9 protein-coding genes and 2 rRNA genes (1 of these 11 cut by a window edge) are annotated in these 14,771 nt (G+C 55.5%); 6 read left to right on the forward strand and 5 right to left on the reverse strand.

Annotated features, from left to right (window positions below; all coding sequences use genetic code 11):
* Positions 1–9: 9 nt before the first annotated feature.
* A complete protein-coding gene (locus R5R33_RS07180) occupies positions 10–1,050 on the reverse strand; it encodes a helix-turn-helix domain-containing protein (RefSeq protein WP_318955344.1) in 1,041 nt (346 codons plus the stop codon).
* A 374-nt stretch (positions 1,051–1,424) separates the two neighbouring features.
* Between R5R33_RS07180 and R5R33_RS07185 the strand changes: the two genes are divergently transcribed.
* On the forward strand, positions 1,425–2,501 hold the full coding sequence (locus R5R33_RS07185; RefSeq protein WP_318955345.1) for an efflux RND transporter periplasmic adaptor subunit: 1,077 nt from the start codon (positions 1,425–1,427) through the stop codon (positions 2,499–2,501).
* A 32-nt stretch (positions 2,502–2,533) separates the two neighbouring features.
* Entirely contained in the window at positions 2,534–5,635 is a 3,102-nt protein-coding gene (locus R5R33_RS07190) for an efflux RND transporter permease subunit (protein WP_318955346.1), read from the forward strand.
* A gap of 99 nt (positions 5,636–5,734) precedes the next feature.
* Here R5R33_RS07190 and R5R33_RS07195 read toward each other — a convergent pair whose 3' ends face one another.
* Positions 5,735–6,097 carry a cupredoxin domain-containing protein gene (locus tag R5R33_RS07195; RefSeq protein WP_318955347.1) on the reverse strand — a complete coding sequence of 121 codons (363 nt, stop codon included), beginning with the start codon at positions 6,095–6,097 and terminating at the stop codon, positions 5,735–5,737.
* Complete coding sequence (locus tag R5R33_RS07200; protein ID WP_318955348.1) at positions 6,094–8,337, reverse strand: heavy metal translocating P-type ATPase; 2,244 nt, start codon at positions 8,335–8,337, stop codon at positions 6,094–6,096. The genes R5R33_RS07195 and R5R33_RS07200 overlap by 4 nt, the downstream gene beginning before the upstream one ends.
* 391 nt (positions 8,338–8,728) lie before the next feature.
* On the opposite strand from R5R33_RS07200, the gene R5R33_RS07205 reads away from it, so the two are divergent.
* From R5R33_RS07205 to R5R33_RS07220, 4 genes are all read left to right on the forward strand, one after another.
* On the forward strand, positions 8,729–9,871 hold the full coding sequence (locus R5R33_RS07205; RefSeq protein ID WP_318955349.1) for a DnaT-like ssDNA-binding domain-containing protein: 1,143 nt from the start codon (positions 8,729–8,731) through the stop codon (positions 9,869–9,871).
* Positions 9,783–10,436, forward strand: coding sequence for a replication protein P (locus tag R5R33_RS07210; RefSeq protein WP_318955350.1), 654 nt, complete (start codon positions 9,783–9,785; stop codon positions 10,434–10,436). The genes R5R33_RS07205 and R5R33_RS07210 overlap by 89 nt, the downstream gene beginning before the upstream one ends.
* A 90-nt stretch (positions 10,437–10,526) precedes the next feature.
* Positions 10,527–11,240, forward strand: coding sequence for an outer membrane beta-barrel protein (locus R5R33_RS07215; protein ID WP_318955351.1), 714 nt, complete (start codon positions 10,527–10,529; stop codon positions 11,238–11,240).
* A gap of 309 nt (positions 11,241–11,549) precedes the next feature.
* Positions 11,550–11,834 (forward strand): hypothetical protein, encoded by a 285-nt coding sequence (locus tag R5R33_RS07220; protein WP_318955352.1) that lies wholly within the window; start codon positions 11,550–11,552, stop codon positions 11,832–11,834.
* A gap of 6 nt (positions 11,835–11,840) precedes the next feature.
* Here the strand turns inward: R5R33_RS07220 and rrf are convergent.
* Both rrf and R5R33_RS07230 read right to left on the reverse strand, forming a co-directional pair.
* Positions 11,841–11,956 (reverse strand): 5S ribosomal RNA (gene rrf, locus R5R33_RS07225).
* Positions 11,957–12,158: 202 nt separating this feature from the next.
* Positions 12,159–14,771, reverse strand: a 23S ribosomal RNA gene (locus R5R33_RS07230) (it continues 273 nt past the right edge of the window).

Raw genomic sequence — 14,771 nt, forward strand, 5'->3', positions numbered from 1 at the left:
GCCAGGGCGTCATTCCTCCGCGCTGGGCCGCTGACGCGCCCGCTGATAGTGACGCGGACTCACCCCCACGATCTGGGTGAACTTGCGGGAAAAATACAGCGGGTCGTCATAGCCCACCACGTGCGCCACTGCCTGCACACTCGCATTGTCTTGTGCGAGCGCATGGCAGGCGTCAGACATTCTGCGCTCGTCTCGCCACTGCAAAATACTGCGCCCGGTATAGGCCTTGAATAATTTCGACAGGCGCGCGCGCGACAGGCCGGATGCACTGGCCACGTCCTCAATAGTGAAATCCTCATACAGGTGGTCACTGATAAAACTCAGCGCTGTTTTCACTCGGCTATCCAGAATTGCACCACCTGAACGATGTGCATATTGAAAACTCCACAGGAAAATCTGCTCCACCAGGTTTTCAACGATGGCCTGGGAGAGATCCTCGGTCGGCGACTCCAACTCAAACATCTGCTGGAATATGTGTTTGATTCGCTGAATTTCCCCGACGGGGACGCGCTGGTGATAGATATACGGCCCCAGCTCCGACCAGTTCAGCCGGTTCATCACCGCCTCTGGGGGTTTGCTGTAAAACCAATAAGATTCCCACAGCGCATCCTCGTGATGCCGGCGAAATTCATACAGAGCGCCCGGGGCGAGAAGCAGCATATCCCCCGGACTGGAAACAAACGTCTGGCGGATACAATTGAACTCACCACTACCTTCCGTGGTAAACATCAGGCACCAGCTGCTGCTACTGCCCAGTGGCCGACTGACCTGAATATCTCCGAGTTCGCCCCGCTTGCGGCGGCTGGCTCCAAAAATGGTGAGGGATTCAAAGTAGTTGTCCACCAGCTGATGGGTAGCCAGGAACTCATTAAGAAAGGTCACCACCTGCAACGGGGCCAGGGTAACTTCCGGCATGAATTTGCTGCGCCAGCGCTCGATAAAGCTGTGGGCATTCGGCTGCGTGAGAAACAGTTCCCGCAAACGCGCCCCGGACCACCCCGGCAGCAGGCCTGGGGCAATATCACTGATCCGCCGGCTCAGATATGCCAAGGAGGCTGCCACCGCCTGCTCAGGAACCTGCTGACCAGATAGTATCCTCCATAGTGTGGCGGCCTGTAGAACAGAATCCGATATACCAGCCATACTCACGCCCGTCCACGCACTGCACATATACCCTCAAATTTTCTACTTCTGACACTCTTTGGTGTGCAGACACAAATCTTCGCTCCTAACTGACCATTCTCCCTACAACAATACAATTGTCCATATATAAACAGATTCGTCTATTCCTATCCTCGCCGCTCCCCCCATAAACTGCACGACACACCGTCACCTGCGGGAGAGTGCGCATCAGTAGTGAACTGAAGCCTGTCCCCGTACTCTAGGTCTTGGCCATCTGTACACATAACCCATGGATATCACACATGAAACTGACCGGTAGTTTCCGTTTCCCATCACTCCTGCTGCTCATCGCCGCGGCCGCCGGCTTTGCTGGATGTACTGACTCCAAGAGTGACGCGAGCGAGGCGGAGCGCCAGTGGCCAGTAAAAGTCGCCACGGTAGCCAGTAACGGCAACAGCGGGCTGCGCCACTTTGCCGGGCAGGTAAAGGCCGTGCAGGCACTGGATATGTCGTTTCAGGTGGGTGGCCAGCTGGACACACTCCCATTGAAAGAAGGTGAAGTAGTTCAGAAGGGCAAGATCATTGCTGCGCTGGATGATCGCGATTACCGCAGGCAGGTAAAAGAAGCGCAGGTAAGGTTGGAACTTCTACAGAAAACCCTTGAGCGCCAGCGCTCTCTCGCCGAGCGCAAAATCATTTCCGTACAGGCACTGGACGAGACCGAGAGCAATTACAACCTGGCCAAGGTCGCACTCGAGAATGCCGAGCAGCGACTCGCCTACGCAACGCTGCGCGCGCCCTTCGATGCCATTGTGACCAAGAGGCTCGTGGAAAATCACACCAATGTGCAGACCGGCCAGGGCATTGTCCGCCTGCAGGATATTTCCGAAGTGCGAATACAGGTATCGGTATCAGAAAAACTGCTGGCCACCGTAGACCGGTCGCAGGTGGATGCCATTACCGCGACTTTCGAGTTCCTACCGGGCAAAGAATTTCCCCTCGAATACCGCGAGCTACAGGCGGAAGCCAATGAAGTCACGCAAACCTATGTGGTCGAGCTGGGTATGCCGCGTCCCGAGCAGGTACAGATACTCCCGGGAATGACCGCACGGGTTAACCTGAAATTCAATACCGCCAAGAGCGCCATGCGCATCCCACTCTCCGCGGTACAGACCGCTGCCGACGGCACCGCTTTCGTGTGGGTGATCAATGACGAACAGCGGGTCAACCGGACACCGGTAGAGCTGGGACGCACCGACGGTGAACAGGTACAGGTAACCTCGGGCCTGGAGCCCGCAATGAACCTTGTCGCCGCTGGTGGTCAGCACCTGTATGAAGGCGCTCAAGTGCGTAATTACGCAAAGCAGACCGGCATCTGAACCGCAGGCAGTGAAGTATTCGGAGAACACTCGTGAAAATATCTGATTTGTTCATTGACCGGCCTGTGTACAGCTGGACCTTGATTCTGATTTTCTTGCTCGGTGGACTCTGGGGGCTGTTGGACATCGGCCGCCTGGAGGATCCGGCATTTACCATCAAGCAGGCTCGCGTATTCACTTCCTACCCTGGCGCCAGCGCACGTCAGGTAGAAGAGGAAGTCACAGAGAAACTCGAAATTGCCATACAGCAGATGGCGCAGCTAAAGCGCATTACTTCCACGTCCCGCACCGGGCTTTCGGAAATCAATATCGAGATCAAGGACGAGTACCTTTCAGAAGAACTTCCGCAGATCTGGGATGAACTGCGCCGCAAGGTGAACGATGCCCAATCCTCGCTTCCCAAAGGTGCGCAACCTTCGGTGGTCAATGACGATTTTGGCGATGTGTACGGCATTTACTATGCGATGACCGGCGAGAGTTTCTCGCCATCGGAAATGCGCGAGATCTCCAAGGTGGTACGCCGAGAATTGCTTACCGTAAAGGGCGTTGCCCGTGTATCGCACTCAGGGATCATCGATGAGGTCGCCTACCTGGATGTGGACGAATCCCGTCTCGCACAACTCGGTTTTTCCCTCGACGATTTTTCCCAGGTAATCAATTCGGAAATCAGTACCGAACAATCGGGAGAAGTAGGCAACCGGGATCTGCGCACGCGCATTACCGTCAACCGCCCGGCCACTGACCTAGATTCAGTACGCAATATCCTGTTTGGTGTGCCCGGTTCCACCGCGATGTTGACAGTCCAGGACGTGGCCGAAGTTTCCCTCGCCTACGACGAGAGCCCGGGTTTCATCGCCCGTTTCAATGGCAAGCCCGCAATCCTGATCGGCGTTGCCGGCAACCAGAACACGAATATTGTCGACGTCGGCAAAGCGGTGGAAGCAAAACTTGCACAGTTGAAGCAGGGATTACCGCTCGGTGTCGAGCTGCACCCGATCTACGAACAGCACCACGTGGTGGAGCAGAGTGTCGACGGATTCCTGTTCAACCTGCTGTCGTCTGTCGCCATCGTGATTCTGGTGCTGTGTGTTTTCATGGGCTGGCGTGCCGGTGTGGTGGTCGGCGCGGTGCTGGGCCTGACGGTGATGGGCACACTGTTGTTCATGAATATGTTCGGGATCAGCCTGCAGCGGATTTCCCTTGGTGCCCTGATCATCGCCATGGGCATGCTGGTGGATAACGCCATCGTGGTGGCCGAGGGTATGCTGATCGGTGTTCAGAAAAACGAACAGCCCAAGAGTGCGGCCAACCGAGTTGTACGCCAGACTTTCTGGCCATTACTGGGTGCGACGATCATCGGCATCATGGCCTTTTCCGGCATCGGCCTGTCCCCGGACACTACCGGCGAATTCCTGTTTTCCCTGTTCGCGGTGATCGGTATTTCCCTGCTACTGAGCTGGGTGCTGGCGGTTACCGTAACCCCGTTTGTCGGCAATCACCTGTTCAAGCCCGGCAGGATCGCCGGATCGGATGACATGTACGATGGCAAGCTCTACCGTATGTATGCACGAGTACTCTCACAGGCACTGAATCACCGCAGAATTACGGTGGCGCTACTGATGGCGGTGACCGTTATCAGTTACATGTCCTTCGGACTGGTGAAACAGGCGTTTTTCCCCAGCTCCAACACACCAATGTTTTTTGTGAACTACCACATGCCCCAGGGCAGTGATATCAACCGCACGGACAAGGCCCTGCAGCAGGCCGTGGAGTACATGGAGTCCCAAGAGGAAGTTTCCTGGGTCACATCCGTCGCCGGGCGCGGTGCCGACCGATTTATGCTGACCTACGCACCGGGCGCGCCCAACGCTGCCTATGGTCAGCTGATCGTGCGAACCCACGACCGCGAACAGATTCCGGCACTGATCGAGCGGGCAAAACAGGCATTGCGGGAAAAACACCCGGAAGCCCTGGTTACCTTCAAACAGATGGCTTTCGGCCCCGGGAACGCGCCGGACGTCGAGGTGCGCATCTCCGGGCCGGACCACACCGTACTGCGCGCAATGGCCGAGCAGCTGCAACAGATATTCCGCGAAAAAGGCCTGGATAACGTCAGCCACGACTGGCGCGAGCGGGAGCCAGTGATCCGCGCGCACATCAATGACGAGCGCGCGCGGGTCGCCGGTGTGACCAGCGCCGATGTCAGCCGCGCGGTCCAGTTCGCCACTTCCGGTTACCGACTCGGCAATATCGAGAGCGGTGACCGCATCATTCCTGTTATCGCACGCTTGCCCGAAAGCGACCGCAATCAGGTCGGCTCGCTGGAAGATCGTCTGGTGTGGAGCGCCAGCCAGCGCGACTATATTCCCGCGGGTCAGCTGGTGGAGAAATTCGAAACAACAGCGGAAGATGGCCTGATCAATCGTCGCAACCGCATCCCCACGATTACCGTCAGTGGCGATGTGACCGCCGGCGTCAATGCAATGAATGCCTCCGCGCACATACTCGATGGATATGAACACCTGCAGGTGCCTCCCGGTTACCGGGTAGAGATCGGCGGTATTTTTGAGAAATCATCAGAGTCCAAGGAAAACCTCGGCACACGCCTGCCGCTCAGTTTCCTGGTGATGATCCTGATTACCGTGCTGCTGTTTGGTACTGTCAAAGAACCGGTAATCATCTGGCTGGTGGTGCCCATGAGTCTGGTCGGCGTAGTGGTCGGGTTGCTTGTCAGCGGCCTGCCGTTTGGCTTTATGTCGCTACTCGGCGTGCTCAGCCTGTCAGGCATGCTGATCAAAAATGCCGTAGTGCTGGTGGATGAAATCGAAGTCCAGACCCACGCCGGCCTGCCGCGCCTGACCGCCATCCAGCAGGCCTGTGTCAGCCGTCTGCGTCCAGTTTTTCTTGCGGCAGTCACCACGATTCTGGGGATGTCTCCGCTGCTGTTCGACGCGTTCTTTGCAGATATGGCGGCAACCATCATGGGTGGCCTTGGGTTTGCCACGGTACTGACACTGATCGCCGTTCCGGTTTTCTACGCCATTTTGCATAAGGTCAGACCGGATGAAGTTGTTGGAGAACACTCCCCACACGTCGAAAGCTGCAAGGCAGTGGAGCAGCCAGAACTGGCTTAAACCAACTGCCGCATGTTTATTTCGGGGCAGAATTCTGCCCCGGACCTTCTAAGTTTTTCGATTTGAAACAGCGAACGTTGGCCACTAATTCGCCTACGTTTAACTGGCGACCAGTATTCCGCGATACATTTTCATCTGGCAGGTAAACGGGTATTCACGTTTTTCCAATTTAGGTAATTGCACTTCGGTGATGTGATTTAGCGGGAGTTGTTTACTGATTTCCAGGTCGGAAAACACCACGTATTCCGCACAGGGGCTCGCATCCTCCCGCTGAAAACTAAGGGTGATTTCCCGACCGGCGGGCACCTCAATTCGGTCCGGCTCGTAGACACCATCTTTTACCTGTATCACCAGAGATTCCTGGTAATGCTGCAACGGCGACTTGCGCCCGGCCAGCCAGAACCACCAGACAATTCCAGTGATCAGCAACAGACCAAGTACATTGATCAATACACTCATCATGGCCGGACCTCCTGTGCAGATGAAGGTTTAAACAACCGCAGCCGGTTGGCATTGCTCACGACGGTGACCGAGGAAAATGCCATCGCTGCACCGGCAATCACTGGACTCAGCAGCATTCCGGTTAGCGGATACAGCACGCCGGCGGCAACCGGAATCCCGAGGGTGTTGTAAATGAAGGCCCCAAACAGATTCTGTTTGATGTTACGCAGCGTTGCCCTGGAAAGCTCAATCGCATCGGCTACACCGTGCAGGGACGAGCGCATCAGGGTCACATCCGCCGTTTCAATAGCCACATCGGTACCAGCCCCTATCGCAAATCCGACGTCTGCTCGCGCCAGCGCCGGTGCATCGTTGATGCCGTCTCCGGCCATACCCACACGAATACCTTTCTGCTGCAGTTCTCCGATTATTTTTTCCTTGTCTTCGGGCTGCAGGTCGGCATGTACGCTTTCTATCCCCAACTGTTTGGCCACCGCGTCTGCCGTAGCCTGATTGTCGCCAGTCAGCATTTCGATCTTGAGGCCAAGGTTTTTGAGGCGCGCGACGGCGTCTTTGGCGTCTTTTCGTATCGGGTCTGCCACGGCAATCACGCCGGCCATTTGATTGTCGACGGCGGCATACATAGCGGTGCGCCCCATCGCAGCAAGATCCTCTGCACGGGCTTGCCAGTCTCCCGGCTCGATCGCTTCGCGGGACATCAGTTTTCGGTTGCCGAGCAGCACGAGTCTACCATCCACCTTTCCACGTACACCGTGCGCAGTGATTGCTTCGAAATCTTCGACTTCGTGTAACGACAGTTCTTTATCTCGGGCCGCGTCAACAATCGCTTCCGCGAGCGGGTGCTCTGAATGGCGTTCCAGGCTGGCAAGCAGAGTCAGCAATTCGTCGACATCGCCGTCGGTCTCAATATCCGTGAGCTTTGGTGCGCCCTCGGTGAGGGTCCCGGTTTTATCAACCACAAGGGTTGTCAGGTTGCTGGCCTGCTGCAGCGCTTTGCCATTGCGCACCAGAACCCCGTGCTCGGCGCCCTTCCCCACACCCACCATCACCGACATGGGTGTGGCGAGCCCCAGTGCACAGGGGCAGGCAATAATCAGTACGGAAGTCAGTACCACCAGTGTGTGGGCGGCGCGCGGGTCCGGCCCCCAGTTGAACCAGACGAGGGCTGCGATGATCGCAATGATCATGACGGTGGGGACGAAAATGGCGGAAATGGTATCCGCGAGCCGCGCGATGGGTACGCGCGAGCTCTGGGCGTTTTGCACCATCTCGATGATCTGCGCCAGCCGGGTCTCGGCGCCTACTTTTTTTGCTTCAAACAGGAGAGTGCCGTTTTTGTTGAGTGTGCCGGCACTGAGATTGTCCCCTGCAGCTTTTTTTACCGGTACCGGCTCGCCGGTCAGCATGGATTCATCCACGCTGCTCCTGCCCTCCAATACCTGCCCATCCACCGGGATTTTTTCCCCTGGTCGCACCCGTACCTGGTCACCGACCTGTACCTCTTCCAAAGGTACATCCACTTCCCCACTTTCGCTCACCACTCGGGCAGTCGGGTCCTGTAATTCCAGTAGTTTTTCAACCGCGGCACTGGTACGACCACGGGCGCGCACTTCCAGCGCCTGCCCGAGATTGATCAGGCCGATGATCATGGCACTGGCCTCAAAGTAGACATGCCGGGCAGATTCGGGAAGCCAGTGGGGGAAAAACACCACCGCCATCGAGAACAGCCAGGCAGCCCCGGTCCCTACCGCGATCAGGGTATCCATATTGGCATTGTGGTGCCGGAAGGCTTTCCACGCGCCGGTGAAGAAGTGGCCCCCACAAAACGCCATCACCGCCAGCGTAATCAACCCCACACAACCCCATGCCAGTTGCTGCGTGGAAGTGTTCACTGACATTTCACCGGTTATCAGGCCCCACAGCATGAGGGGGATGCCCAGCGCGAGCGCCAGCCCCGAGCGCCACATCAGTTTGCGGAAATGCTGCCGATCCTTATCCCGCTGAAGCTCCCGTTGCTTGCGCGGATCAGCGGCGGCCCGTTTGGCACCATAGCCCGCGGACTCCACCGCGGAAATACACGTTGGGGAAGAGACACTCCCAGTTACTGTAAGTGTCCTCTCCGCGAGATTAACTCTGGCATCGTCTACGCCATCTACAGCCTTTAGCGCACTCTCAATTTTCCTGACGCATCCCGCGCAGGAGGCGCCACTCAAGGTAAATGTCTGTTGCTGTCCACTCATACCAGTTGCAGCCCTTCATTAGAGGTTTCTCAAGCAATGTAAAAGCTTCCCACCGAGGTAACGCAAGCGCCTGAGGGCAGATTTCCAGCTCGCGCGCAGTTTTATACCTTAGCCCGGAAGCCTGGTATCCGCAGGATGAGCGGTATCGGTAGCTGCGCGATTGACTGTCAGGTCCCCTCTCGGGGTTGTGCCAGTGCCGGTACGTCAGTGTTAGAATCCCGTCATGATTCATCCCCTGTTACCAGAACGCCCCCTCAGTATCTCCCCGACTTTGGCCACAACACTTGGCCTGGAGGAGGCGGTATTACTGACTGCTTTGGGTGACCTGGTACCGTTTTTGACATCGGAGAGTCACCCGGGGCGGGACTGGTATTCAGTGGAAGGCAGCCAATTGAAACAGTTACTGCCCTTCTGGGAGCCGGCAGATATCCAGCGAGTGGCTACCAGCCTGCGCAATCAGGGGGCGATCCTGCTCGGTGCAGCGCCCTTTGGCAGTAGCGACCTGCTCAAATTCGCCTTTCCCGTTCGCACCGCAGGCCAACCGGCGCGTCCGTCCCAAGCGCCCGCCGCCCGCAATGCCAACCAGATTGGCCCCAATTGGCGACCGGATGCGGAAACCCTCGCCCGCATTGCCCAGCTCGGCATTCCCGAGCACTTCGTGCGCGAGCAATTACCGGAATTCGTCACCTACTGGCGAGACCGCGGTGAAAGCCGCCATTCCTTCGGTTCCTTATTTCTGAAGTTGGTCAAAAGCAAGTGGGAAGCTTTCCGCGCGACCCAGGGGCGAAAACAGCCTCTTCACGAAGATTGGCACCCGGATCAGGGCACGTTGAACAAACTCGCCGACGAGGGCGTTCCCAGTACGTTTGTGCGTCGCTGCCTGCAGCGTTTTGTGGAGTACCATCGCAATAGCGGCAAGCAATCGGTTTCCTGGGACCTGGAGTTCAATGATTGGGTGATGGAAGACTGGGAAAAACAGGAAACGCCCTTCATCGAGAAACGCAAGCCAGAACCCATGACTCGCGACTGGCAACCCAGCGAACACACCTGGGAGCAGATGCGCCGCCTGGCAATCAACCCGAGCTTCGCGGCAGAGTTATTGCCTGAATTCATCTACAAGTGGCTCGAACGCGGCGGGCACAGTGCGCGCTGGGGTGAGCTTTTCATTGAATATGCACGGGTGGAGTGGGCTTACTACTGCCAGGGCATTGAAAAGAATCCCGTCGCCAAACCAATATCCCGCAACTGGCAACCTTCCAGTGATTGCCTGGGACACCTACTGAATCAATGTGAGATCGACCGCGAATTTGCCCTTGGCCTGGTGCCCGAGTTTCGTCTTTACTGGCGCGAACAGGGCGCTGCGCGCAAAAGCTGGGACGCCGTCTTCGTGCGCCATGCGCGCTACCAGTGGGCCGAGCGCAACAAATTTGCAATAGGACAGCACAATGGCCAACAAAACGACAACGGGCAATCAGGTAATCAGCGCACCAGAGATACATCAGTCTGGGACATCGTCACAGACACAAACTGGTAACCCGGAGCTGGAAGCGCGCAAGCGCGCGCTGAATGAGGTTTTTGGCCTGTTAAAGCTGGGCTATCACAATCAGTTCAACGCTGCATTCCCGGATGTACAGACCCTTAACCACGCCAAGCGACTGTGGCTGGAATCCCTTGCCGGCTTTTCCCCTGAAGAAATGGTGGCCGGCGCGAAGCGCGCCATCAAGCAGAGCGAATACCTGCCAACTGTCCACAAGATGCTGCAGCTCTGTGCCGAAGGCGACCACGGGCTTCCCGACCCTCGCGCCGCTTATCGCGAGGCCTGTAACGCACCCAGCCCGAAAGCAAACCAAAAATGGAGCCACCCGGCCGTGTACCATGCGGGCCGCGCTTCAGACTGGTTCTTTCTCGCCAACAATCCCGAATCTTCGGCTTATCCGGTGTTTGCCAGCCACTACAAAAAGATCTGCGAACGCCTGATGGCGGGAGAGAACCTGCCCGCACCACAACAAGTACAGCTGGAACACCAGCCTGCCCAACCCTTGTCAAAAGCAGAAAACGCCAAGAAGTTGGCGGAATTACGTGCGCAATTGAAAATATGATAGTTTGATGCCGGTGCGCGATTGCACCGGCCCTCTGCACAGGAGTCCCGCGGAGGCATAACCCATCCAATCCCAACAGCAGGTAATGCCATGGTCAGGCCCTCCCTTCTGCTTGTTGTACCCGCCGCTCTGCTGGCCAATAGCGCCAGCGCCGATTTTTACTCCCATCGCTACGGTGGTGCCGCTGCGCTTAACGGCACACTCAGCGGTTTCTGCACTGAAGGCCAAGGCTTCGTAAATCAACTGAATGTTGAAGAGCAGGTGGCCAGCACTTCCAGCTGTGAAGAAGAAAGTTCCGGTTGGAAACTTTATGGAGGATGGCAGTGGAGCCCCTATTTCGCTGTTGAGGCCGACTTTCGGCAAGCGACGGAGGGGGACCTCAAGTTCGAAGTGACTAATCCACAATTGCCCTTTCTACGGGTGCGCGACCGCGTAACAACCCGCATGGGTAATGCATTCGTCGTCGGACACCTCCCCATCGGCAGAAATGGTTTCAGCTTGTTCGGAAAGCTGGGTGGCGGCTTCTGGTTGAGCCAGTTCACCAGGTACGAAAATGGAGAGGTAATATTTCAAGTGCCAATGGAAGATGGCAGCACTGAGGAAATTGCCATTCCCGTATCCGGAAAGTTCGGCGACAACGCCAGCGGCTTTCACTGGGGCTATGGCGCCGGTGTCAGCTATAGCCACAGCAACAGCTGGACCCTGCGCGCGGAGTGGGAACTTTTCCCTGATATCGGCTCCGAAGATTTTCTCGGTCAGTACGACACCCAGACAACCTCTGTGGGCTGGAGTATGCACTTCTGATCGGCAGGTAATGGATAAACGTTTTCGTAAATACGCCGGACATGGGGTATTTTTTGCGAGTGACGCCTGCGAGATTGATTCTGCTACTGTTTTTCCTGTTACCCACAGGGGTATTACTCACAGAATCTCTGGATATAACTGGGGATAAGTATTGGGTATCGGGGCTGAACCGCGTGGTTACTAGGGATCAGGTTTTCGTTTAAAAAAGCGGCGACAGTATTAAGGTTTTTCAGGAGTATCCCCTCAGAAAATCATGCCGGTAGTAATCCACACCTTGTTAATACGATGCGGCGGTGACTGGCGAAAAAATTGATTTATCTCGCTTTTTTCTTTTTATACACAGGTGCATTACTCACAGAAACACTGGACAGAGCTGGGGATAAGTTTGGGATAGTGGGGTTGAGGCCCGTGGTTGCTGGGGTCTGGAGAACGTTCAAAAAAGCGTCGACGGATAATGGAAAGAGTGCTGATTTTAACGACGCGATAGTGGATATTTTCGATTGCGTAATTAAACAGGGCCGTCTTCTGGTTGGCCCTTTTTTTAAAACAGCGCAAAAGAAAAAGGCCCAGCCGCGTAAGCGACTGGGCCTTTGAATTAAAACCTGACGATGACCTACTCTCACATGGGGAAGCCCCACACTACCATCGGCGATGTTGCGTTTCACTTCTGAGTTCGGCAAGGGATCAGGTGGTTCCACAACTCTATTGTCGTCAGGCAAACTGGCTTGGGTTGGCGTTGGTCTTATGGGCGATTGTTGCCCTGCGCTACCTGTTATCGCTGTTTGCCTGGTCTCTTCGGACCGCGATAACCCCAAATTAATCGGTGAAACATTCTGTAGTAATACACCGCAAGTCGATCTTGCTTGTGTGTCTCTTGGGCCACAACCCAATTCAATCGTTAGTAACCATCTCTGTTGTATGGTCAAGCCGCACGGGCAATTAGTACTGGTTAGCTCAACGCCTCACAACGCTTCCACACCCAGCCTATCAACGTGGTAGTCTTCCACGGCCCTTTAGGAGACTCGAAGTCTCAGGGAGATCTCATCTTGAAGGAGGCTTCCCGCTTAGATGCTTTCAGCGGTTATCCCGTCCGAACATAGCTACCCGGCAATGCCACTGGCGTGACAACCGGAACACCAGAGGTTCGTTCACTCCGGTCCTCTCGTACTAGGAGCAACTCTTCTCAAATCTCCAACGCCCACGGCAGATAGGGACCGAACTGTCTCACGACGTTCTAAACCCAGCTCGCGTACCACTTTAAATGGCGAACAGCCATACCCTTGGGACCGGCTTCAGCCCCAGGATGTGATGAGCCGACATCGAGGTGCCAAACACCGCCGTCGATGTGAACTCTTGGGCGGTATCAGCCTGTTATCCCCGGAGTACCTTTTATCCGTTGAGCGATGGCCCTTCCATACAGAACCACCGGATCACTATGACCTACTTTCGTACCTGCTCGTCATGTCTGACTCGCAGTCAAGCGCACTTATACCATTATGCTCATTGCATGATTTCCGACCATGCTGAGTGCACCTTCGTACTCCTCCGTTACTCTTTGGGAGGAGACCGCCCCAGTCAAACTACCCACCATACACTGTCCTCGATCCAGATAATGGACCAGAGTTAGAACCTCAAACATACCAGGGTGGTATTTCAAGGATGGCTCCACAGGAACTGGCGTTCCTGCTTCAAAGCCTCCCACCTATCCTACACAAGTAGGCTCAAAGTTCAGTGCAAAGCTATAGTAAAGGTTCACGGGGTCTTTCCGTCTAGCCGCGGGTACACTGCATCTTAACAGCGATTTCAATTTCACTGAGTCTCTGGTGGAGACAGCGTGGCCATCGTTACGCCATTCGTGCAGGTCGGAACTTACCCGACAAGGAATTTCGCTACCTTAGGACCGTTATAGTTACGGCCGCCGTTTACCGGGGCTTCGATCAAGAGCTTCGCTTACGCTAACCCCATCAATTAACCTTCCGGCACCGGGCAGGCGTCACACCCTATACGTCCACTTACGTGTTTGCAGAGTGCTATGTTTTTAATAAACAGTCGCAGCCACCTGGTCACTTCGACCGGCCTCAGCTTAAGGAGCAAGTCCCATCACCAAAACCGGCGTACCTTCTCCCGAAGTTACGGTACCATTTTGCCTAGTTCCTTCACCAGAGTTCTCTCAAGCGCCTTGGTATTCTCTACCTGACCACCTGTGTCGGTTTAGAGTACGGTTCGCAATTGCCTGAAGCTTAGAAGTTTTTCCTGGAAGCAGGGCATCAACCACTTCACTTACCGAAGTAAGCTTCGTCATCAGTTCTCAGCCTTAGGGGACCGGATTTGCCTAATCCCCCAGCCTACGACCTTAAACATGGACAACCAATCGCCATGCTGGCCTAGCCTTCTCCGTCACTCCATCGCAGCAATTGCAAGTACAGGAATATTAACCTGTTTCCCATCGACTACGGCTTTCGCCCTCGCCTTAGGGGCCGACTAACCCTGTCCCGATTAGCGTTGGACAGGAACCCTTGGTCTTCCGGCGGGGAGGTTTTTCACCCCCCTTGTCGTTACTCATGTCAGCATTCGCACTTCTGATACCTCCAGCAAACCTCACAGTTCACCTTCAACGGCTTACAGAACGCTCCTCTACCATGCCCATAAAGAGCATCCGCAGCTTCGGTTACCAGTTTGAGCCCCGGTATATCTTCCGCGCAGGCCGACTCGACTAGTGAGCTATTACGCTTTCTTTAAAGGATGGCTGCTTCTAAGCCAACCTCCTAGCTGTCTGGGCCTTCCCACATCGTTTCCCACTTAACTGGTATTTGGGACCTTAGCTGGCGGTCTGGGTTGTTTCCCTTTTCACGACGGACGTTAGCACCCGCCGTGTGTCTCCCGCGATTGCACTCCTCGGTATTCGGAGTTTGCATGGGGTTGGTAAGTCGGGATGACCCCCTAGCCCAAACAGTGCTCTACCCCCGAGGGTGAGACGCGAGGCGCTACCTAAATAGCTTTCGAGGAGAACCAGCTATCTCCCGGCTTGATTAGCCTTTCACTCCGATCCACAGGTCATCCGCTACTTTTTCAACAGGAGTCGGTTCGGTCCTCCAGTTGATGTTACTCAACCTTCAACCTGCCCATGGATAGATCGCCGGGTTTCGGGTCTACTGCCTGCAACTAAACGCCCTATTAAGACTCGATTTCTCTACGGCTCCCCTATGCGGTTAACCTTGCTACAGACAGTAAGTCGCTGACCCATTATACAAAAGGTACGCAGTCACAGAACAAGTCTGCTCCTACTGCTTGTACGTATACGGTTTCAGGTTCTATTTCACTCCCCTCTCCGGGGTTCTTTTCGCCTTTCCCTCACGGTACTGGTTCACTATCGGTCAGCTGGGAGTATTTAGCCTTGGAGGATGGTCCCCCCATATTCAGTCAAGATAACACGTGTCCCGACCTACTCGATTTCACTCAATATGCCTTTTCGTGTACGGGGCTATCACCCTGTATCGCGGTACTTTCCAGAACCTTCCACTAAAACATAAA

The sequence above is a fragment of the Microbulbifer pacificus genome (assembly GCF_033723955.1).
Classification (GTDB): domain Bacteria; phylum Pseudomonadota; class Gammaproteobacteria; order Pseudomonadales; family Cellvibrionaceae; genus Microbulbifer; species Microbulbifer pacificus.